Genomic DNA, 19,877 nt, shown 5'->3' on the forward strand with positions numbered 1-19,877 from the left:
CGCCCCGATGCTAAACTGGGCTTCTTTTTCCGGAAAGGTTTCGTTTGCCCTCTCAACCCGCAAAGTCTGCTCGCAAGCCCATTACCTATGCCTCGGCCGGGGTCGATATCTCCGCCGGCGACCAGGCCAAGGAGCGCATCAAGGCCCTTGCGAAAGCCACCTTCTCGCGCAGCGTCCTGGGCGGCATCGGCGGCTTCGGCGGGCTGTTCCAGCTTGACCTCAAGCGCTTCCCCGAGCCCGTCCTGGTCTCCAGCGCCGACGGCGTCGGCACCAAGCTCAAGCTTGCTTTCGAGCTCGGCATTCACACGACCGTGGGCGCCGACCTGGTCAACCACTGCGTCAACGACATCGCCGTGCAGGGTGCCTCGCCCCTGTTCTTCCTGGACTACCTCGCCACCGGCCGCCTCGCGCCCAAAGTCATCGAGCAGGTCGTCACCGGCATCGCCAATGCCTGCCAGGAGAACGGTTGCGCCCTGATCGGCGGCGAAACCGCGCAGATGCCCGGCTTCTACGCCGACGGCGAGTACGATCTCGCCGGCACCATCATCGGCGCGGTCTCCCGCCCGAAACTGATCACCGGCTCCGGCATCCAGCCCGGCGATGTGCTCCTCGCGCTGCCCTCCACCGGCCTGCACACCAATGGCTACTCGCTCGCCCGCAAGCTCTTCTTCGAGGTCGCCGGTTACAAGGCCTCGCAGCGCGTTCCGGCACTCAAGGCAAAGGCCGGTGCCGCGCTCATGGCCACCCATCGCTCCTACCTCAAGCCCATCCAGGCGCTGGCCAAGGCGGGCGTGGTCGCGGGCATGGCCCACATCACCGGCGGCGGCATCACCGAGAACCTCCCCCGCATCCTGCCCAAGGGCATTGCAGCCGAGGTCCGGCATGGCTCCTGGCCAGTGCTGCCCATCTTCACCCACCTGCAGCAGCTCGGCTCCGTCGCGGAGGACGAGATGTTTCGCACCTTCAACATGGGTGTCGGCCTCATCTGCGTGGTGCCGGCCGCCCGTTTGCGCCGCGCGGAGGCTATCCTGGCGAAGCTAGACGAGCCTTACTCCGTGATCGGCGAGGCCATCCGCAGCGACCGCTCCAACGATCGCTCCGTGGTCTACCGTGCCGCTTCCGGCGAGCCCCGCCCATGATCCCTCGGCACCGCCTCGGCGTGCTGATCTCCGGGCGCGGCTCCAACCTGCTCGCGCTCGCCGAGGCCATCGATACCGGCGTCATTCCCGACGCTGTCATCTCCCTCGTGCTCTCCAACAAGGAGGACGCACCCGGCCTCGCCCATGCGCGCGCCCTCGAGATCCCCGCGCTCGCCATCACCGCCCGTGGCCGCTCCCGGGCCGAGCAGGATCGCGAGTTCATCCAGCGGCTCCAGGAGTCCGGCGTCACCCTGGTCTGCCTCGCCGGTTACATGCGCCTGCTCTCCCCGGAGTTCATCCACGCCTTCCCGCAGGCCATCCTCAACATTCACCCTTCGCTGCTGCCGGCCTTCCCCGGGCTTGACGCACAGGCGCAGGCGCTACGCTACGGAGTCCGCACCAGCGGGTGCACCGTGCACTTCGTGGATGAGCAGCTCGATCACGGCGTGATTGTCGCGCAGGGAGCCGTTCCCGTGCTTCCAGGCGATGACGAAGCCAGTCTTTCTGCGCGCATCCTCGCCCAGGAACATCGCCTGTACCCCCAGGCCATCGCCGAGGTACTCGCCGGCGGATGGCGCATCGAGGGTCGTCGCCTGGTCTCCCGTTAGGCGCCCGGTACACCTTCGGGCATTTTCTTCCATGCGGCCAACGCAGAATCCGCACCTTTCGGCCTTGCCGCGCGTCTGAGAGTTGAAAGCTTCATCGATTTCCGAGCAAGACCCCACAGTTGCATGCTTTGTGAGTTAGCCCTGCCGCCCGGCTGCAGGGGGAGGAATATGCCGCAGACACCGACACAAGCCCGCGGGATCAGCGCCCCGCTACTCGAGATCCTGAAATCTCCGCGCGTTTCGACGCCCACCCGCACCGTGCTGCGGCGTCGCCTTGAAGGGCCACCCGCCGACTACAAGCCCACCTGCATCACGCCCGAGGCCTTCCAGATCCTCGAGAGGGTACTGGCACGCCTGCTTCCCGAAGACGAAGACGGGGCACCCGGTGCCAACGAACTGTCCCTGGCCGCGCGCCTCGAACAGCAGCGCGCCGCCGGACACGGCAACGGCTGGCGCTATGCCTCGCTTCCACCCGATGCGCAGGCACTCTCCACAGGCCTGGCCAGGCTCGATGAAAGCGCGCAGCACCGCCACCGCCGCCACTTCGTCGACCTCACCGAGGACCGGGCCGACGCCCTGCTCCACCGCGTTCAGAACGGCGAAGAAAAGTGGGAAGGTCTCGACAGCAGCCGCTGGTTCGAGGAAATCCTCGCCGATGCGACCGAGTTGTACGTCGCGCACCCGGCAACCATGGACGCTATGGGCTTCGACGGCTTTGCCGACGAACCCGCCGGCTGGCCCGCACACGCCGGTGGCGGCATCGGCATCAACAACACGGAGGCATGGGAGTTGAAGGGGAAACACCGCAGCAGATGACACCATTCACAAGCGAAGCCCAGGAGCGTCACACCGCCGCGCGGAGCACCACCGGCAACCTACCTCGCGATCCCCAGACCCCCATGCAGCGGTACCCGCTCTCCGACACCGTCGATGCCGTCATCATTGGCACCGGTGCCGGGGGGTCACCTGTGCTTGCACGCCTCGCGCAGGCGGGTCTCAAGGTCGTCGCCATCGAGGCCGGCTCCTTCCTTAACCCCGATGAGTACGCCTCCGATGAGGTCGCCCAAAAATACCTGTACTGGCTCGACGAACGCCTCACCACCGGCGCTAACCCTGTAGCCTTCGGCAGCAACAACTCCGGCACCGGCGTCGGCGGCTCCACGCTGCACTGGGGCGCGTACGCTCCCCGTCCTAACTCCCGCGACATGCGCATCAAGGAAGACTTCGGCATCGGCGTCGACTGGCCCCTGGCCTACGACGACCTGCTGCCGTACTTCGAAGAGGTCGAGCGCTTCATCGGTGTCTCCGGGCCGGAACACTACCCCTGGGAGCCTGGCCGTAAGTACCCGCTGCCCGCTCTGCCGCTCAACGCCCCTGCGCAGCTCATGCAGCGCGGTTGCGACGCCCTGGGTATCCGGCATTCTCCCGCGCCTATCGCTGCCCTTAGCGCGGCCTACAGCGGCCCGCATGCCGACTATCCGGAGCGCCACGCCTGCGTTAATCGCGGCTACTGCCACCAGGGCTGCCGCAACGGCGCCAAGGCGTCCATGGACGTCACCTACCTGCCGGCCGCCGTCCGTGCCGGCGCCGAGATCCGTGCTGAAGCCTTTGTCACCGACCTCGAGCGCGACGAACAGGGCCTGCTCACCGCCGTGGTCTACCAGCAGGACGGCCAGGAGCTTCGCCAGCGCACCAAGGCCGTGTTCCTTTGCGCCGGCGCCATCGAGTCCGCGCGACTGCTGCTGCGTCTCGGCCTGGCCAACTCCTCCGGGCAGGTTGGCCGCAACTTCATGGCGCACCCCTCCACGCAGATCTGGGGCACTTTCAAGGAAGACACCCGCCCCTACAAGGGCTTTCCTGCGTCCCTCATCACCGAAGACCCCATCCGCCCCAAGGATGCCGATTTCGCCGGTGGTTACCTCATCCAGAGCTACGGCATCATGCCCGTCGCCTGGGCCGGCTCCGTCTCGCGCGGTCGCGGCCTTTGGGGGGCTGACCTGGTCCGCTACCTGCAAAGTTTCCCCAACATCGCCGGTATGGGCATCTCCGGCGAGTGCCTGCCCTCCGAGCAGAACTTCGTCGAGCTTTCCGACGAGCTCGACAGCCGCGGTCTGCCCAAGCCCCTGGTGCACTTCACGGCGGGCGAAAACGAAAACCGGCTCATGGACCACGCCACAAAACTCATGCACCAGATCTGGGAGGCTGCCGGCGGCACCGACCGCTGGACGCTGAACCGCATGGCCCACCAGATCGGCACCTGCCGCATGGGCGAAGACCCCGGCAACTCCGTGGTCGACCCCTGGGGTCGCTCGCACGACATCCCCAACCTCTACATCAGCGACAACTCCACCTTCCCGACCGCCATGCCCGCCAACCCGGCCCTGACCATCATGGCCATCGCACTGCGCACCGCCGACCACTTCCTCGGCCGCTTGTCCTGAACTCCGCCTCTTAGACCCTGCAAGGCCGCCAGTTCGCGCGGCGCCGGGCTTGTTTCTCGAGCCCGCGTCACGCGGCCACAGCCTGCTTGCCTGTGCTCCCGGCAAGAGGCCCCGCGACAGCGCCGCCCAAACATTTCGCAACCAATCCATCCCAATCTTATCCATTCGATAGGCGTCGAACTATGCCGCTGAGAATGAGGAAAAGAACATGGGTAAGCTGACAGGCAAGGTTGCAGTAGTGACAGGCGCCTCCAAGGGCATCGGCGCAGGCATCGCAAAGGCTCTCGGTCGCGAAGGGGCAAGCGTCGTCGTGAACTACGCATCCGATAAGGCCGGCGCCGAGCGTGTGGCGAAGGAGATCGAGGCTGGTGGCGGCAAGGCCATCGTGGTGGGCGCAAGTGTCGCAAAGGTCGCCGAAATTGACACCCTCTTCGCCGAGGTGAAGAAGCAGTTCGGCACCATCGACATCCTGGTCAACAACGCCGGTGTCTTTGGTCCCACGCCGATCGATGCCATCACCGAAGAGGAGTACGACCGCCAGTTCAACACCAACGTCAAGGGTCTCTTGTTCACCACCAAGGCTGCGCTCCCGCTCTTCGGCGAGGCAGGCGGCTCCATCATCAACATCAGTTCCGTGGTCAGCAAGGGCGTCTTCCCGGGCATCAGCATCTACGCCGGCACCAAGGGCGCGGTTGACACCATTACCGGCACGCTCTCCAAGGAGCTCGGTGCCCGCAAGATCCGCGTCAACGCCATCAACCCCGGCCTGATCGTGACCGAGGGCACCAACACGGCAGGCTACACGGGCGAAAATTCAGAGTTCGAGAAGCTGGTGCTGTCCACGACCCCGCTGGGTCGCCTCGGGCAGACCGACGACGTGGCCGACGTGGCCGTGTTTCTCGCCTCGGAAGAGTCGCGCTGGGTCAACGGCTCCACGCTGGACGTCGCAGGCGGCAACCGCTAACCGCAGCACCTGCCAAACAGAAAAAGCCCCGGCGCGAGCCGGGGCTTTCTGTGGTTCCAGCGCAAAAGGCTAGACCGTGACCTTGGCAGGCTCGGCGGGCTTCGCAGCCGCATCCGGCTTGCGGATGTCGATGCCACCCTTGAAGAAGGCGCCATCCTCGATCGAGATGCGCTGGGCAGCTACGTCGCCAGTCAGCGAACCTTCCGAGCGGATATCCACGCGGTCGCTCGCGATCATGTTGCCGCGAACCTTGCCAAGCACCACGATCTCGCGCGCGGTGATATTTGCCGAGACCTGGCCATTGCGGCCAACCGTCACGCGGTTGCCGGCCAGGTTAATCGTGCCTTCAATCTTGCCGTCGATGTAGAGCGATTCCGAACCGGAAACTTCGCCCTTGATCACCAGGCTCTTGCCGATCGTCGCCTGCTCGCCGGCTGCGTTCTGCGCGCCGCCTGTGGCAGGACGGGCTGCCGGCTCAAATGCCGGCGTTGCCGGTGCGGCCGGACGAAGGGGCTCGTTGGGGGTGGATGGTGTGCTCGCTGGCTGATTCGGTTTCCACATTGCTTCTAAATGTCCTTTCGTTGCTGACGCGTCGCTTCCAGTATCTCGCAAGGCAGCGCCTGAGGGGTAAACCGCGGAACAGTCACAGCATATGCACTTTCGCGGCATGCGCTGCGCAACCGCGCCCGGCCCGGCAAGCAAACACAATTCCTTGTTGGCATCTTAAACAGAGCCTATCGCAAATGCACAGGCTGCTTTATCTTTTCACACCCGTGCCTTCAGCCTCATCGTTGCTTTGTCGGTGCTCCCCACGGAGTGCCGTTGCGGTACATACCCACTCGCCCCGCCGCCCCCATCCGGCAGCAGAACGCAGCAGCACTGCTCGTCCCGACGCCGTCAACCGCCACGTCAAGGCGCCTTCAGGGCAGTCAAACCAGAACACGCGCAGCCCGGCGCTACACCCTGAAACGCTTAGGATAAAAACAGTCTGAGCTGCAATCCCGATACGGGAAGAGATCCCCTGCTTACCCGCGAAATGGCGACAAGCAGCCGTCCAGAACCCGCCCGGAATGCGCCCAGCCAGCCGACCGGAACACGCCCTACCGGTCCACCCACCACGAAGTGGCCGCAAGCCGCGCAGGCGGTTTTAGCACTTGCCAAGGAGCCTTTTTTGACCGATCGCGAACTGCTCCAACACATCGAGCGCTCCCCCGCCTCACGCGTCGGCTACAAGCAGCTCGTGCGTGAGTTCGGCCTCGGCGGCGGCCGCGACCGGCGCCTGCTGCTCGAGCACCTCGCCCGCCTTACCGCCTCCGGCCAGCTCATCAAGCTCGATCGCGAGCAGTGGGGCATCGCCCGTCGCGCGGAAACCCGCGACAACCTCATCGCCGGACGCCTCGACCTTCATCGCGACGGCTTCGGCTTCGTGCGCGTCCCGGGCGACAAGTCCTCGGGCCAGGCCTCTGACATCTTCATCCCGCCACCGGAAATCAATGGCGCCATGCCCGGCGACCAGGTGCTGGTCGAACTCGCCCCCGGTCGCCGCGGTGCCGACGCCGACCGCCGCCAGGGCCGCATCGTGCGCGTGCTCACCCGCCGCAATCCCACCATCGTCGGCATCTTCCACTACGCCAAAAATCCACGCCAGCTCGGCCACCAGGTCGTCGCCTTCGACGAAAAGCTCACCCAGCCCATCCTGATCCCCTTTGACGAGCCGCTCCCTGAGCCCCGCGCCACCCTGCGCTCGCCTCACCGCGTCCTTGGCGAAGAAGCGCAGCTCCAGATCGCCGAGTACCCCGACCTCGAAGGCCTCGTGGTCGACGTCGAGGTCACTGAGTGGCCCACCGAGACCCGCGTGCCCCGCGGCCGCGTTGCCGAGGTCCTGGGCCGGCAGGATGACTTCGGCGTCGACGTCGAGATGGTGATCCGCAAGCACCAGCTTCCGCGCCTCTTCCCCGAGAAAGTCCTCGAAGAAGCCCGCTCAGTCGCCCACCTTGACCCGGCCATCGTCGCCGCCCGTCGCGACTTCCGCGACCGCACCATCGTGACCATCGACGGCGAAACCGCCCGCGACTTCGACGATGCCGTGGAAGTGCGCGAACTCGCCGACGGCACCTGGGAGCTCGACGTCCACATCGCCGACGTCGCCGAGTACGTCCAGCCTGCCACCGCGCTCGACCTCGAAGCCCGCCTCCGCGGCACCAGCGTCTACTTTCCCGACCGCGCCATTCCCATGCTCCCGCAGGAGCTTTCGAGCGACATCTGCTCGCTGCGCCCCAACCAGGACCGCCTTGTGCTCTCCTGCCTCATGCAGATCAGCGCCGATGGCCACGTCACCGGCTACGAGGTCTGCGAAGGCGTAATCCGCTCCGCCCGCCGCATGACCTACACCCAGGTCGCTGCGATCATCGCGCCCGAAGAAGGCGACGCAGATGACGCCGAAGTAGCAGCCGCAACAGCCGGGCAGGACCCCACCGCAACTGCCACGCTCGAAGCCGAGCTCGTGGCTAACCGCAACGCCGGCTTCGCACTGTCCCCGCTCCAGCAGCCAGCCGATGCAGCAGCACAAGCCGCCGCCGAAGCCCAGCGCAAACGCGAGCACCGCGAAGCCAACCGCGCCATCCGCGCCGAGTTCGCCCCGCTGGTCCCGCACTTCCAGCGCATGGAGCGCCTTGCCAGGCTCCTTAACAAGAAACGCCACCAGCGCGGTTCCATTGACTTCGACCTGCCCGAGCCTTCCATCCAGTTCGATGAGCACGGCGCCATGCAGTCCGTCACTCGCTCCATCCGCAACTGGGCCCACCGCCTCATCGAAGAGTTCATGCTCTCCGCCAACGAGTCGGTCGCGTCCTGGCTCTCTGAGCACGCACCCGCGCTCTACCGCATCCACGAGAAGCCCGACCCCAAGCGCATCCTCGACTTCGAAGATGTCGCCGCCGGCTTCGGCTACTCGCTCGGCATCGGCAACCTCCCCGTCAAGCGCTTCACCATGAAGCACGAGCAGCGTGAGTCACAGCACAAAACAGGCCGCGACCACCGCGCACGCTCCACCCACCGCACAGCGCACGAAGTGCCGGAAGACCTCCCGGTTACGCCACAAATGTATCAGCGACTGGCACAGAAAATCGCAGGCAAGCCCGAAGAGCGCATCCTCGCGTTCCTGATGCTGCGCTCCCTCAAGCAGGCCCGCTATTCCGAGGAGAACGAGGGCCACTTCGCCCTCGCCACCAGTTTCTACACGCACTTCACCTCGCCCATCCGCCGCTATCCCGATCTCATCGTGCACCGCGTCTCCAAGGCCCTGCTCCGCTCCGGCATCAGCGGACAAGGCTCCCCACGCACCGGCGCACCCGAAGAGTTCCGCATCGCCGGCGACGGCGGCCTGCAACGCGTACACGGCCAGGACGCCTACGCGCACGCCGACAAGCGAGCGCCCCGGCACAAGCGCGAGGCCAGCGCCCCAGACGTCTCTCAGTCCACACCCCGGCCCACACGCTCCGCCCATACCCTGCCCAATACCGCCGTGCCCATCCCTATGACCGAGCTCGCCGCCATCGCCTCCGAATCCAGCGATGCCGAGCGTCGCGCCGACGCCGCCGAGCGCGAACTCGTCGAGTGGAAAAAGATTCGCTTCATGGCCAGCCACGTCGGCGAACAGTTCACCGGCCTGATCCTTTCCGCCACCAAGTATGGCCTGTTCGTCGAGCTCAACGAGCTCTTCGTCGAAGGCCTTGTCCCCATCCAGTCCCTCGGCGCGCTCGACGGCGACCAGTACTCCTATCGCGAAAACACCCGCGAGATCATCGGTGAAACCTGGAACCGACGCTTCCGCATGGGCCAGTCCGTGCAAGTCCAGCTCGAGCACGTCAACGCCATCGAAAAGCGCCTGCAGTTCGGCATCATCCCCGGCGAGGAAGAAGCCGCAGCCCCGTCAAGATTCGCGAAGTTCATGAAGAAGGGCCCCAAGCCTCCCAAGAAAACCAAGGCAAAACGCAAAAGCATGCAGGCCAGCTCCCCCAAGAGCCGCATCCCCGCCCCCAAAGGCACCGGCAAAAAACCAAAACGCAAACGCTAGCAGCCCGTTCCGACTCTAGAGAAGAGAAGCCACGAAGTGGCCGCCGGCCGCGTAGGCGGTTTTGCTCCGTGACGATCTGTCCCAAGCACTCGCTATACTTCTCGCCATCATGAAGCCGCTGGCCGCACTCCTCCTCCTGGCCCTTGCTCCCACGTTGGCGCACGCCCAAACCCCCATCCAGGTCACCGTCGACACCGCGCACCCACGCGCCGCCTACGCCCCGGCCTGGAACAAGTGGGGTGCCGACGAGCCCAACTACGTCGCGACTCCCAATGGCCAGAAGCTCCTGCACGAGCTCGCCGCGCTCAGCCCTGAGCCCCCATACATCCGCGTGCACAACCTGCTTACCACCGGCGACGGCGTTGGCTCGCTCAAGTGGGGTTCCACCAACGCCTACACCGAAGACGCGCACGGCAACCCGGTCTATGACTGGACCATCACCGACCGCATCTTCGACGCCTTCCGCGACGCCGGCGTCCGACCCGAGGTCGAGATCGGCTTCATGCCCGAAGCCCTCTCCACCCATCCCGAGCCCTACCGCCACCAGTTCCCCAGGCAGTCCAACGTCTTCACCGGCTGGTCCTACCCGCCGAAGGATTACGCGAAGTGGTCCGCGCTCGTCACCGCCTACGCCGAGCACCTGCACGCCCGCTACGGCTCCAGCGTCGACACCTGGCTCTGGGAGGTCTGGAACGAGCCCGACATCGACTACTGGCACGGCTCACCCGCCGAGTACGACCGGCTCTATGACTTCACCGCCGCAGCCGTTCGTAAAGCACTGCCACATGCCCGCATCGGCGGCCCCGAGAGCACCGGCCCTTACCCCAAAGCAGACGGCACGCCCGGTTCCTCCAGCGAAGCCTTCCTCCGCCAGTTCCTCGAGCACTGCGCCCGCGGCGCAAACGCCGCCACCGGCCAGACCGGCGCACCCCTCGACTTCATCAGCTTCCATCCCAAGGGCCAGCCCAAAGTCGTCAATGGCCCTTCCGGCAAGTACGTCGAGATGGACATCGCCCACCAGCTCCGCGCCGTCGACTTCGGCATGCGCACCGTCGCTTCCTTCCCCGAGTGGAAGCACACCCCTATCCTGATGGGCGAAAGCGACCCTGAAGGCTGTGCCGCCTGCGGCATCGAGCAGAATCCCCAAAACAATTACCGCAACGGCCCGCTTTACGGCGTCAGCGTCGCCGAGGCCACCGCACGCACCTACGAGCTCGCGGAGCGCTACGGCGTCAACCTGCTCGGCTCCGTCACCTGGGCCTTCCAGTTTGAGAACCAGCCATACTTCGCCGGCTTCCGCGACCTCGCCACCAACGGCATCGACAAGGCCGTGCTCAACGTCTTCCGCGAGTGGGGCATGCTCGGCGGCTCATGGCTGCCCGCCACCAGCACCGGCGCCCTCCCGCTCGACAGCATGCTCCAGGGCGCCACCCACACCCGCTCCGACCTCAGCGCCGTCGCCACCCGCAAGGGCAGGGAAGTCGACGTACTCATCTTCAACTACGACGACCGCGATCTACCCGCCCCGCCCGCCACCGTCTCCATCCGCCTCACCGGGCTTACCGGCACCCACGCCACCATGCAGCAGTTCCTGGTCGATCGAGATCACAGCAATGCCTACACCGCCTGGCAGCAGATGGGCTCCCCGCAACAGCCCTCCAACGAACAAACCACGCAGCTCACCGCCGCCAGCAAACTCTTTCAGATCGCCGCCCCCACAGCCCTCAGCACGCAGAATCACTCTGCCACCATCCCCGTCACACTCGCTCGACAAGGCGTGCTGCTCCTCCGCATCACCGACCAGTAAACGGCAGCACACAACCGCCTGCGCGGCCGGCGGTCCCTTCGGGACATGTTGAAGTTTTCTTTGACAGCCACTCCCCACGAAGTGGGCGCCAGCCGCGCAGGCGGTTTGCGCTTCTTTCCAGCGCACAAGCAAAAGCCCACGCGCAGTGTACGTGGGCCTTGTGCCTGTGCGAGCTTCACGGGTATTAAGTCCTGGCGAAAGCGCTCCGCGCTGCTTCTACCGTCGCCTGCACATCCTCGTCCGTGTGCATGATCCCCAGGAACGCAGCCTCGTACTGCGAAGGCGGCAGCCACACGCCGCTCTCCAGCATCGCGCGATGGAACCGCCCGAACGCCGCGGTATCGCTCGTGAGCGCCGTGCTGAAATCCGTGACCGGCGTTTCCGTAAAGAACCACGTCCACATCGACCCGACGCGGTTCATCGTTATCGCCACGCCTGCCCGTTCTGCTTCCGCCGCCACGCCATCCGCCACCGCTGCGGTGACAGTTTCAAGGCGCGCATAAATCGCCTCGCGATTCTCCCGTAGATATCCAACAGTAGCAAGCCCCGCGGCCATCGCCAGCGGGTTGCCGCTCAGGGTGCCCGCCTGGTACACCGGGCCCAGCGGCGCCAGCATGCGCATAATGTCCGCACGCCCGCCAAACACGCCGCACGGCAGCCCGCCGCCCACGATCTTGCCCAGTGTCGTCATGTCCGGCACAATCCCGTAGCGCTCCTGCGCGCCACCAAACGCCAGCCGAAATCCCGTCATCACCTCGTCAAAAATCAACAAGGCACCATGGCGGTTACAAATAGAACGCAGCCCCTCGAGATACCCGGCCGCCGGTGCCACGCACCCCATGTTGCCCACCACCGGCTCCAGGATGATTGCGGCAATCGCATCCCGGTGCGCTGAGAACGCCTCTTCCACTGCGGCGAGATCGTTATACGGCAGCGCCAGCGTAAAGTGCGCAATCTCCTCCGGCACGCCCGCCGACCCCGGGATCCCGAACGTCGCCACCCCCGAGCCCGCCTTCACCAGCAGCCCGTCCGAGTGTCCGTGGTAGCAGCCTTCGAACTTCACAATGTACTTGCGCCCCGTAAACGCCCGAGCGACGCGAATCGCCGACATCGTCGCCTCGGTCCCCGACGAGGTAAACCGCAACATCTCGATCGACGGACACGCCTCCACCACCAGCGCCGCCAGCTCCGCTTCCGCGGCGGTAGACGCGCCAAAGCTCGTCGACCGCTCCGCCGCCCGCTGGATTGCTTCCACCACCGGCGGAAACGCGTGCCCCAGGATCATCGGGCCCCACGATCCAAAGTAGTCCAGGTAGCGGTTGCCATCCGCGTCCCACAGGTACGCGCCCTCGCCCCGCTCCACAAACGGCGGAGCTCCCCCCACCGCCAGAAAAGCCCGCACCGGTGAGTCCACTCCGCCCGGCAGCAGCCGCTGTGCCCGCGCATGCAGCGCAGCCGATCGCTCTGTATTCCGCATTGCTTCTCGATCCTCGTGAAGCCAGAAAAGGCTTGCTACTGTTTTGGCGCGGCCTTGGCGCCCGGCTTCGCCACCGGCGCATGCGCAACCGGCGCGCCAGGGTTCAACACTGCCTGCCCCCGGTCTGCCGTCACATCCCCCGCGTCCGAAGCCGCCGACGCCTTGCCGTTGGCGGTGTCCGCAGGTGAGGGCAGCGCTGCTGCATCGCCACCGCCTGACGAGGACGAGCCACCCCCGGAGCCACCCTTGGCCTGGCCCTTGCTATCTGCGGTGTACGTTTTCCCATCGGTCGAGGACGTCTTGCCCGACGAAGCCCCGCTCGAACTGCCGCCGCCACCCTTGCTCGAGCATCCCACCGCCGCCATCGAGCCCAGCGACAGCAAAAGCACCGCGCTAAACGTCCCCTGCTTCCACACTCTGCCTATGCCGCTCATGCCTTTAGGATGCGCCCGCCCGCACTCCCGGCAGGCTGCGAACACAATCCAGGCTCCACGGTCCTACTCGTCGATCCGCGTGTACCCCTGCATGGCAAGGTTCATCAGCGTCACGGTCGCCGAAAGGTTCAGCTGCACGTCCGGTTGGATCGTCTTCAAATCGATATGGTGCTGCAGCGCCGACTGCCCGCACACCACCAGCTGCACCCCCGCCGCCGCGAGCTCCTGCATCAGCCTCACGTTCGGGTTCGCATGGCCCTGGTGGCTCGCGCGATACGCTGCATCGTTCATCACCAGCTCCACCGTGGGTCCGTGGAAGATCGCCACGAAGTGCCGATGCTCCGCGCCCACCTTGTAGTGCGCAAACGTATTCACCAGCGCGGCCACTGTCTCGAGCCCCGGGTTCACCTCGTCCGGCTTCTCCGCCGCGGTGTTCAGCTCAAACACGATCTTGTAATCGATCCTGGGGTCGGGCGTCTCGTGCGCTCCGGGGATGTCGACCATCTTGCCCACTTCCGGGATCGGCAAGCCCTGCTGCGCCGGAAGCTGCGCCAGGAGCAAACGCTGCGAAGCCCCGGCAAGTGCCAGGGCGACAAGAAGAAAACGGCACACTCTGCTGTTGAACAAGCTCAGCTCCATACAAGGCTTTCTATTAAGTCTTACTGCGGGCAAAGCAAAACAGCAGGGCCGGCATATACCGTCATCTCTGCGCCAGGCCGACTTCAGGTTTCGAAGTGTTGCTGCTATATCCACGCAAGCCCGGGGTGCGCCGCCAAATTACGCGACTGCTGCCGCTACCGCCCCATCGCTGCGCGGTCACTCAGCACCGCTGTCGGCAACCCACCGCGCCATTCCGGGTGAAAGTTCACATCCAGCATCCCCAGGTTGCGCGCCAGGTTCAGCTTGGCCTGGTTGAACTGGAAATTTGCATTGATGTACTGCACCTGCGCCTGCGCCAGCGTTGACTGAGCCTCGGTCGTCGGCAGGTTGTCCTCAATCCCCGCCTGGAACCTCTCGATCGACTGGTCCAGCGCCACCTGCGACAATTCCGCGTTGCTCTTCGCCACGCGCACCGTTGCGGTCGCCGCCCGCAGATCGATCAGGCTGTTTCTAACCTGCTGCCGGATCTGGCCGCGCACATTGCCCGCCTGCGCCCGCGCATTCTGCAGCTGAAACTCGGCCGTGTCACGATCCGAACGAAACTTCGCTTCCTGGAAAATCGGGATATTCAGCGTCCCGGTCGCGGCCCACGTGTCGTGGTACACGCCACCCGAGATCCCCGTCACGCCATAGTCGGCGTTGAAGATCAGCGTCGGGAACCGCTCGCGCGTCGCCGCCTTGCGCTCCAGTTCCGCCGACTGCACCTGCTCCAGGCTGCTCGACAGGTCCTGCCGTGCCGCCAGTGCCTGCTGTTCCGCGTCTTCCGGGTTCATCGCTTCAAGGTTCGAGAACGGCGTCGCATCCACCACGCGAATCTGCTGCTCCGGCGCCAGGCCGATGCTGCGATTTAGCGCGATCTTGGCCTTGGCCAGCGTGTTCTCATCCTGGATCAGCGCCTGCTGCTGTGTCTGGTACTGCACCCGCGAGCGCAGTTCGTCCAGGTTCGCCGTGATGCCTGCCTGGTGTTCCTGCTCCGAGCGGTACAGCACCGACGCATCGGTCTTCAGCAGCGCCTGGTCGTAGGCCGTCTGTCCCTCGGCGGCAATCACACGCAGGTACGCGATGCCCACATTCTGCACCACCTGCCCGCGCGACGAGGCCGTACTCTCCACCGTGGACGTCACCAGGTGACCCACCGCTTTCACCAGGTCATACCCCGCCCAGTCGAAAAGGTACTGCGAAAAGTTCGCCTGCCCCTGAGTCACGTCCACCTTGACGATCAGTGGAAACGCCGCGCTGCTCGCCGCGCCGCCACCCAGCAGTGCCGAGAACTGCGGCAGAATGTCCGGCCGAAACCCTTCGGACTCCAGGTTGAACTGGTGCAGGGCAGTGGACCCCTGCACATCGATATTGGGCAGCAACACGTTCAGCACCTGCGATCGCTGCGCCTTCTGCTGCACCTCGCTCTGCTTCGCATACACCAGCGCCAGGTTGTTCTCGATGCCCATGCGCAGCGCGTCGTCCAGCGTCAGCGCGATCACCTCTGGCGTCACAGGCCGCGCCTGCACACTACCAAGGAAGGAGTTAAACAGGGAACTCGTATTCGGCACCTGCACCGGGAACCCGCCGCCTGTAGAGCCCTGCTGCGTCGTCGTGGTGGATGCGGAGTCACCCGCCGGGCTGGGCGTCGGCGCCGCGGGCAGCTCCGTGTTCTGGCCCCCGCTGGTGCTGCCCGTTTGTGCTCCGCCCGCACCCTGCTGCACGCTTGAAGGGTTGCTCGATTGCGACACCTGCTGCGCCCGCGCCGGGCAAGCCAACACGCCCGAAACCACGGCCGCCGTCAGGGCTCCGGCCAGACCTGGTCGCAGCATTGCCGAGGCGCGATTCGCCACGTGCCGCCGCCCCCACTTACCTAGATCCACCCGAAGCTGCCCCTCTGCCATCCGCGCGTCGCTCCTCTGCCACAATCCTGAGCGGTGCCGCCACTCAACCCTCCATTAGAGTACCCCGGGCTCCGGAGGTTGCCGAAAGTCGCACCGCAAGCGCATTTCGGCTCATTTGCTGCTCCGGTCAGAACAACAGGCCCGCCAGAACAGCAGGTCTGTCCGAACAATCGGAGTGTGTGCCGCTGCCGGGATGGTCGCGCCCTCGCCGTGCCTGCGACGGACTCCGCAGGTTCTGCGCCTGCTTCGCTCCGTTCCACTGTGCCCCTGGCCCCCGTCCGTATGCTGTTGCTCGGGTCCGGTTACAACCGGCTTCCACGCGATACCCTGAACAGCGAGCATGCATTTGGGCCGGCCGCATGCCCTGGCAGCCGACTCACCTTTGACTGCGCGTTGACGCGCCACAAGGAACACCCATGACAGAAGGCATGACACAAGGCATGACACAAGGCAAATACATGATGAAGTTCCTGGCCATTACGGGCTTGTCGCTGGCCGTTGCCGCATCCGCGCAGGTCAACGCAGGCGAGCAGAAGTCTGACCCCAACCTGCCCTTCACCGTGACCGAGATCACGACGCTGAGTCTTCCCTGGAAAATTGCCTTTCTCCCGGATGGGCGCATGCTCATCACCGAGAAGGTCGGAGGCCTGTGGCTGGTCAGCCAGGACGGCACCAAGATACCCATAGCCAATACCCCCGATGTCCAGTGGGAGGGCCAGGGAGGCATGCTGGGCGTCTACCTCTCGCCCCACTACGCTTCGGATCACAACGTCTACCTGACCTACTCCGAGCCGCGAGAAGGTGGTTCGAGCCTCGCGCTCGCTCGCGCCCAGTTAAAGATCGGCAAAAATGCAGGCAGCCTCGAAGGCTTCGAGGTCATCTGGCGCGATGGTGAAGGCGGCCAGGGTGGCCAGTTCGGGGCGGAAGTCGCCTTCTCCCCCGATGGCCGGTACCTCTTCCTCAGCAGCGGCGACCGGCAACGCATGACGCCGGCACAGGATCCCAATCAGCCGCTCGGCAAGATCCTGCGCCTCACCCTCGATGGCAAACCGGCTCCCGGCAATCCCATGGCCGGCAAAACTGGCACCCCTACGGCGCCCGTGATCGATCCGCCCTCGGACACGGAGAAAGCCAAAACGGCCCCGGTCGTACGAACCTACACCTTCCCCGGTCCCAATCTCACTCCGGCAGAGACCTGGATCTCCGGCCTGCGCACCCCCTACGGCCTCGCCTTCGCCCCGGATGGACGGTTGTGGGAGCTGGAACATGGCCCACGCGGCGGCGATGAGCTGAACCTGGTCACGCCCGGCAAGAACTATGGCTGGCCGCTCGTCTCCTACGGACACAACTACAACGGCGTGCCCATTCCTGATCCGGAAACACGCCCGGACCTCGCCAAACCCGTCATCTACTGGCTTCCCGTCATCGCACCGGGAAATCTCATGTTCTACAAGGGAGCAATGTTTCCGCAGTGGAACGGCTCGGCCTTCGCCAGCGCCCTGGCGGCGCAGGCGCTCGTCCGCATCACCTTTGACAGCAAGGGGGGCGCACAGGTCGCGGAGCGCTGGGCCATGGGACACCGCGTGCGCGACGTCGAGGTCGCACCCGACGGAGCCCTGTGGATGATCGAGGACGCCAAACCGGGTGGCCTTTTCCGCCTGACCCCGCTGGGCATGCCCGTCTCGGCGCCTGCCCTGGCATCGTCCGGTCCGGGCAGCTCGTCGGCTTCCGGCGTGCACGATCTCAAGAGCATCCTTGCGGATAACAGCTGTGCCTCCTGCCACCAGATCGGAAAGTACGGCGGCGCGATCGGCCCCTCGTTGAACGGGGTCGGCACCCGGCTCAATGTGGATCAGTTGGAAGCCGTGATTGCCCATCCGCCGGCAAAAACCAGCGCCGGTATCCCGAACCCCATGCCTTCCTACGCAAACAAGATCACGGCGGACGATCTGAAGACCCTGGTGCATTACCTCGGCACACTGCCCGCCACGCCCTAGATATCTGGGGCATTCCCGGGAAAGCACCACAGTCGCAGCTTGCGGGATGCTTGCTCATTGCTTCACAGGTGCTCGCCAGGCGCTCGCCAGATGTTTCGTCGAGCGCTGGCCGGGCGCTTGAGAGGTGCTCGCCAAGTGCTGGCAGGCTGCAGGCCGAGTGCTTGCCAGCAGCCTGCTAACTTCAGCCCGAAACACCCCGAAACGGATGCCCCACTTCTCGCACCTGAGAAGTGGGAAAAGCAAAGCGAGCATCAACCGCGGTATCCAGCCAGGCCGGCAGCGCTCAGGCAAAGCCCCAATCCGGCAGCATTCTGCCAAAGCTCTCGACCCACCGGGTCACCTCGTCCGTGTCCAGGCTCCCGCGAGACCCACTCTCAGCACGATCTATGTACCGGCCGATGCTCGTCGTCCCTTAGGACCACCAGCATCGGGGAGGGCCGCACGACCGTCGGAGTCGACCGCCACAACACCAGCGCCTCAAGCCCGTGCGCCTTCAAGCAGGCAGACAGGTACCGGTTGCGCGAAGAAAGCGCCAGCCCATCCCGGTCCGCACGATCCGGCGCATCTCCCTCGATCCAGCGCCAGCTAGAATCAACGCGATGGCTTCCCCCACACCCACGGCGGCTCAGCCCTCCGCGATGCGTTCCATTCTGCGCACGCTGCGGCCCACCCACGCGCACACGGCCCTCACCGCGACCCTGCTGCTCACCGGTGCCGCCTTCCTGTCCAAGATCATCTCGCTAGTGCGGGTCAAGTACCTGCTGCTGGTGCTCGGCCGCTCGCCGGCTGCCGACGCTTTCAACGCGATGTTCCAGCTGCCCGACCTCGTCGCCTACTTCCTGATCGGCGGCGTCGCCTCCATCACCTTTGTGACCATGCTCACCCGCTACCGCGAGAGCGGTCGCGAAGCCGAAGGGCAGGAAGCGTTCTCGGTGGTCTTCACCACCATGTCCATCGTGCTCACGCTGGCCGTACTAGTGGCCGAGCTGCTGGCACCGGCCTACGTCCGGCACGCCTTCCCCGGCTTCGAGCGTGACCCCGCGCAGTTCGCTCTGTGCGTGCACCTCACCCGCATCATCCTGCCCGGGCAGATCTTCTTCTTCGGCGGCGGCATGTTCGGCGCGGTGCTGATCGCGCGCCGCCAGTTCACCCTGCAGGCCTTCGCGCCGCTCATCTACAACCTCGGCCAGATCATCGGCGGCCTTCTGCTGTTCCGCTACCTCGGCGTCTCCTCGATCGCCTGGGGCGCACTCGCCGGCGTCATCCTCGGCCCGTTCCTGATCAACGGCCTCGGCGCCCGTCGCCTCGGCATGCACGTGCGCTTCCGGCTCGACTTCCGCAACGAAGGACTCCGCTACTGGGTCCGCCAGTCCCTGCCGCTCATCCTCGGCGTCTCGCTCGTCACCGTCGACATCTGGATCATCAACTACTTCGCCTCGCACCTGCGCGGCGCCGTCACCCTGTTCACCAACGCCAAGCAGCTGTTCTCGGTCCCGCAGATGATCGGCCAGGCTGCCGGCGCGGCCTCCCTGCCGTTCCTGGCCTCGCTCTTCGGCAAAGACAATGGCATTCCCTTCGCCCGTTCCGTCAACGACTCGGTCGGGCGCATCGTGGTCGTCTCCCTGCTGCTGGCCGCGTTCCTTGCTCCCATGAGCGGCCTGGCCGTCGACCTCTACTCACGCGGCGGCTCGTTCCACCGCGCCGATGCCGACGCCATGGGGCTCTACTTCGCAATCTTCTCGCTGTCGCTGCCGTTCTGGTCGTCGCAGGCCATTTACGCCCGCGCCTTCTACGCCTCCGGCAACACGCTCGTGCCCATGTCCGCATCGACCGCTGTGGTGCTGGGCAGCCTTCCCATCTATGCGTTGCTGTTCCACCGCTTCGGCGCGGTCGGCCTCGCCTGGGCGTCTGACCTCGGCATCACCATTCAGGCCTTGGTCTTCGCGCTGCTGCTCCACCGGCGTCGCCTCGTGCCGGCCGCAGGCCTCGACTACGCGGAGCTCGCCCGCACCCTGCTCGCCGCAGCACTCTCGTCCGGCACGCTCTTCGCTATACGCCACAGCCTGCCCGCGCAACTCGGCCGCTGGGCCGAGCTCGCGATCCTGCTCGCCACGGCCGCGCTCTGGGCCGCCATCTGCCTCGCAGTTCTGCGCCTCACCGGCTCCGCGCTTCCAGCCCTGCTCGTCTCAAAACTCCAGCGCCGCCGCCGCACTGTCCCCTGATCACTGCTCCCTGATCATCGACCCCGCCTACCGGACCCGCCCGCCACCCTCCAGCGAACAACATCTGCTCCCAACCCGACTTGACCCACCCCAAAAGCGGGTGCCCCACGTCTCGCCTCTGAGACGTGGGGCACAACAAAGCCAGCACAACCGCCAGGCACCCGGGCAGG

The 19,877-nt window shown here is 65.6% G+C and carries 14 protein-coding genes; 9 read left to right on the plus strand and 5 right to left on the minus strand.

The genetic code is table 11. From position 1 onward, the window contains the following. Positions 1–44: 44 nt before the first annotated feature. The 5 genes from purM (at position 45) to D1Y84_RS08385 (ending at position 5,152) form a co-directional block, all read left to right on the plus strand. A complete protein-coding gene (purM, locus tag D1Y84_RS08365; protein ID WP_124848106.1) occupies positions 45–1,139 on the plus strand; it encodes a phosphoribosylformylglycinamidine cyclo-ligase in 1,095 nt (364 codons plus the stop codon). Further along, positions 1,136–1,747, plus strand: a complete 612-nt coding sequence (gene purN, locus D1Y84_RS08370; RefSeq protein WP_124848107.1) for a phosphoribosylglycinamide formyltransferase — start codon at positions 1,136–1,138, stop codon at positions 1,745–1,747. The genes purM and purN overlap by 4 nt, the downstream gene beginning before the upstream one ends. A 168-nt stretch (positions 1,748–1,915) precedes the next feature. After that, positions 1,916–2,563 (plus strand): gluconate 2-dehydrogenase subunit 3 family protein, encoded by a 648-nt coding sequence (locus D1Y84_RS08375; protein ID WP_158615390.1) that lies wholly within the window; start codon positions 1,916–1,918, stop codon positions 2,561–2,563. After that, entirely contained in the window at positions 2,560–4,188 is a 1,629-nt protein-coding gene (locus D1Y84_RS08380; RefSeq protein WP_233581279.1) for a GMC family oxidoreductase, read from the plus strand. The genes D1Y84_RS08375 and D1Y84_RS08380 overlap by 4 nt, the downstream gene beginning before the upstream one ends. A gap of 208 nt (positions 4,189–4,396) precedes the next feature. Next, entirely contained in the window at positions 4,397–5,152 is a 756-nt protein-coding gene (locus D1Y84_RS08385; RefSeq protein WP_124848109.1) for an SDR family NAD(P)-dependent oxidoreductase, read from the plus strand. Between the two features lie 69 nt (positions 5,153–5,221). On the opposite strand, the gene D1Y84_RS08390 is transcribed toward D1Y84_RS08385, so the two are convergent. After that, positions 5,222–5,713, minus strand: a complete 492-nt coding sequence (locus tag D1Y84_RS08390; RefSeq protein WP_124848110.1) for a polymer-forming cytoskeletal protein — start codon at positions 5,711–5,713, stop codon at positions 5,222–5,224. A 610-nt stretch (positions 5,714–6,323) separates the two neighbouring features. Between D1Y84_RS08390 and D1Y84_RS08395 the strand changes: the two genes are divergently transcribed. Beyond that, complete coding sequence (locus D1Y84_RS08395) at positions 6,324–9,227, plus strand: ribonuclease R family protein (RefSeq protein ID WP_233581280.1); 2,904 nt, start codon at positions 6,324–6,326, stop codon at positions 9,225–9,227. Between the two features lie 61 nt (positions 9,228–9,288). After that, positions 9,289–11,034 carry a beta-xylosidase gene (locus tag D1Y84_RS08400; RefSeq protein WP_233581281.1) on the plus strand — a complete coding sequence of 582 codons (1,746 nt, stop codon included), beginning with the start codon at positions 9,289–9,291 and terminating at the stop codon, positions 11,032–11,034. A gap of 184 nt (positions 11,035–11,218) precedes the next feature. On the opposite strand, the gene hemL is transcribed toward D1Y84_RS08400, so the two are convergent. The 4 genes from hemL to D1Y84_RS08420 all read right to left on the minus strand — a co-directional run bounded on the left by hemL (position 11,219) and on the right by D1Y84_RS08420 (position 15,488). Next, the gene (gene hemL / locus D1Y84_RS08405; protein ID WP_124848112.1) at positions 11,219–12,511 is read right to left on the minus strand and encodes a glutamate-1-semialdehyde 2,1-aminomutase; all 1,293 of its coding nucleotides are present in this window, start codon (positions 12,509–12,511) and stop codon (positions 11,219–11,221) included. Between the two features lie 35 nt (positions 12,512–12,546). Next, entirely contained in the window at positions 12,547–12,927 is a 381-nt protein-coding gene (locus D1Y84_RS08410) for a hypothetical protein (RefSeq protein ID WP_124848113.1), read from the minus strand. Between the two features lie 81 nt (positions 12,928–13,008). Beyond that, complete coding sequence (locus D1Y84_RS08415; protein WP_158615391.1) at positions 13,009–13,572, minus strand: DsrE family protein; 564 nt, start codon at positions 13,570–13,572, stop codon at positions 13,009–13,011. 167 nt (positions 13,573–13,739) lie between these two features. Beyond that, positions 13,740–15,488 carry a TolC family protein gene (locus D1Y84_RS08420; protein ID WP_124848115.1) on the minus strand — a complete coding sequence of 583 codons (1,749 nt, stop codon included), beginning with the start codon at positions 15,486–15,488 and terminating at the stop codon, positions 13,740–13,742. Positions 15,489–15,904: 416 nt separating this feature from the next. On the opposite strand from D1Y84_RS08420, the gene D1Y84_RS08425 reads away from it, so the two are divergent. Both D1Y84_RS08425 and D1Y84_RS08430 read left to right on the plus strand, forming a co-directional pair. After that, positions 15,905–17,485 (plus strand): PQQ-dependent sugar dehydrogenase, encoded by a 1,581-nt coding sequence (locus D1Y84_RS08425; protein ID WP_158615392.1) that lies wholly within the window; start codon positions 15,905–15,907, stop codon positions 17,483–17,485. Positions 17,486–18,084: 599 nt separating this feature from the next. Then, a complete protein-coding gene (locus tag D1Y84_RS08430; RefSeq protein ID WP_124848116.1) occupies positions 18,085–19,707 on the plus strand; it encodes a lipid II flippase MurJ in 1,623 nt (540 codons plus the stop codon). Positions 19,708–19,877 lie beyond the last annotated feature (170 nt).

The organism is Acidipila sp. EB88 (genome assembly GCF_003858395.1).
GTDB lineage: Bacteria > Acidobacteriota > Terriglobia > Terriglobales > Acidobacteriaceae > EB88.

What these genes read in the sequence shown, in the direction of transcription:
- purN (WP_124848107.1), top strand. Translation starts at nt 1,136, where the DNA reads ATGATCCCTCGGCACCGCCTCGGCGTGCTGATCTCCGGGCGCGGCTCC.
- D1Y84_RS08375 (WP_158615390.1), top strand. Translation starts at nt 1,916, where the DNA reads ATGCCGCAGACACCGACACAAGCCCGCGGGATCAGCGCCCCGCTACTC.
- D1Y84_RS08380 (WP_233581279.1), top strand. Translation starts at nt 2,560, where the DNA reads ATGACACCATTCACAAGCGAAGCCCAGGAGCGTCACACCGCCGCGCGG.
- D1Y84_RS08385 (WP_124848109.1), top strand. Translation starts at nt 4,397, where the DNA reads ATGGGTAAGCTGACAGGCAAGGTTGCAGTAGTGACAGGCGCCTCCAAG.
- D1Y84_RS08390 (WP_124848110.1), bottom strand. Translation starts at nt 5,713, where the DNA reads ATGTGGAAACCGAATCAGCCAGCGAGCACACCATCCACCCCCAACGAG.
- hemL (WP_124848112.1), bottom strand. Translation starts at nt 12,511, where the DNA reads ATGCGGAATACAGAGCGATCGGCTGCGCTGCATGCGCGGGCACAGCGG.
- D1Y84_RS08420 (WP_124848115.1), bottom strand. Translation starts at nt 15,488, where the DNA reads ATGGCAGAGGGGCAGCTTCGGGTGGATCTAGGTAAGTGGGGGCGGCGG.
- D1Y84_RS08425 (WP_158615392.1), top strand. Translation starts at nt 15,905, where the DNA reads ATGACAGAAGGCATGACACAAGGCATGACACAAGGCAAATACATGATG.
- D1Y84_RS08430 (WP_124848116.1), top strand. Translation starts at nt 18,085, where the DNA reads ATGGCTTCCCCCACACCCACGGCGGCTCAGCCCTCCGCGATGCGTTCC.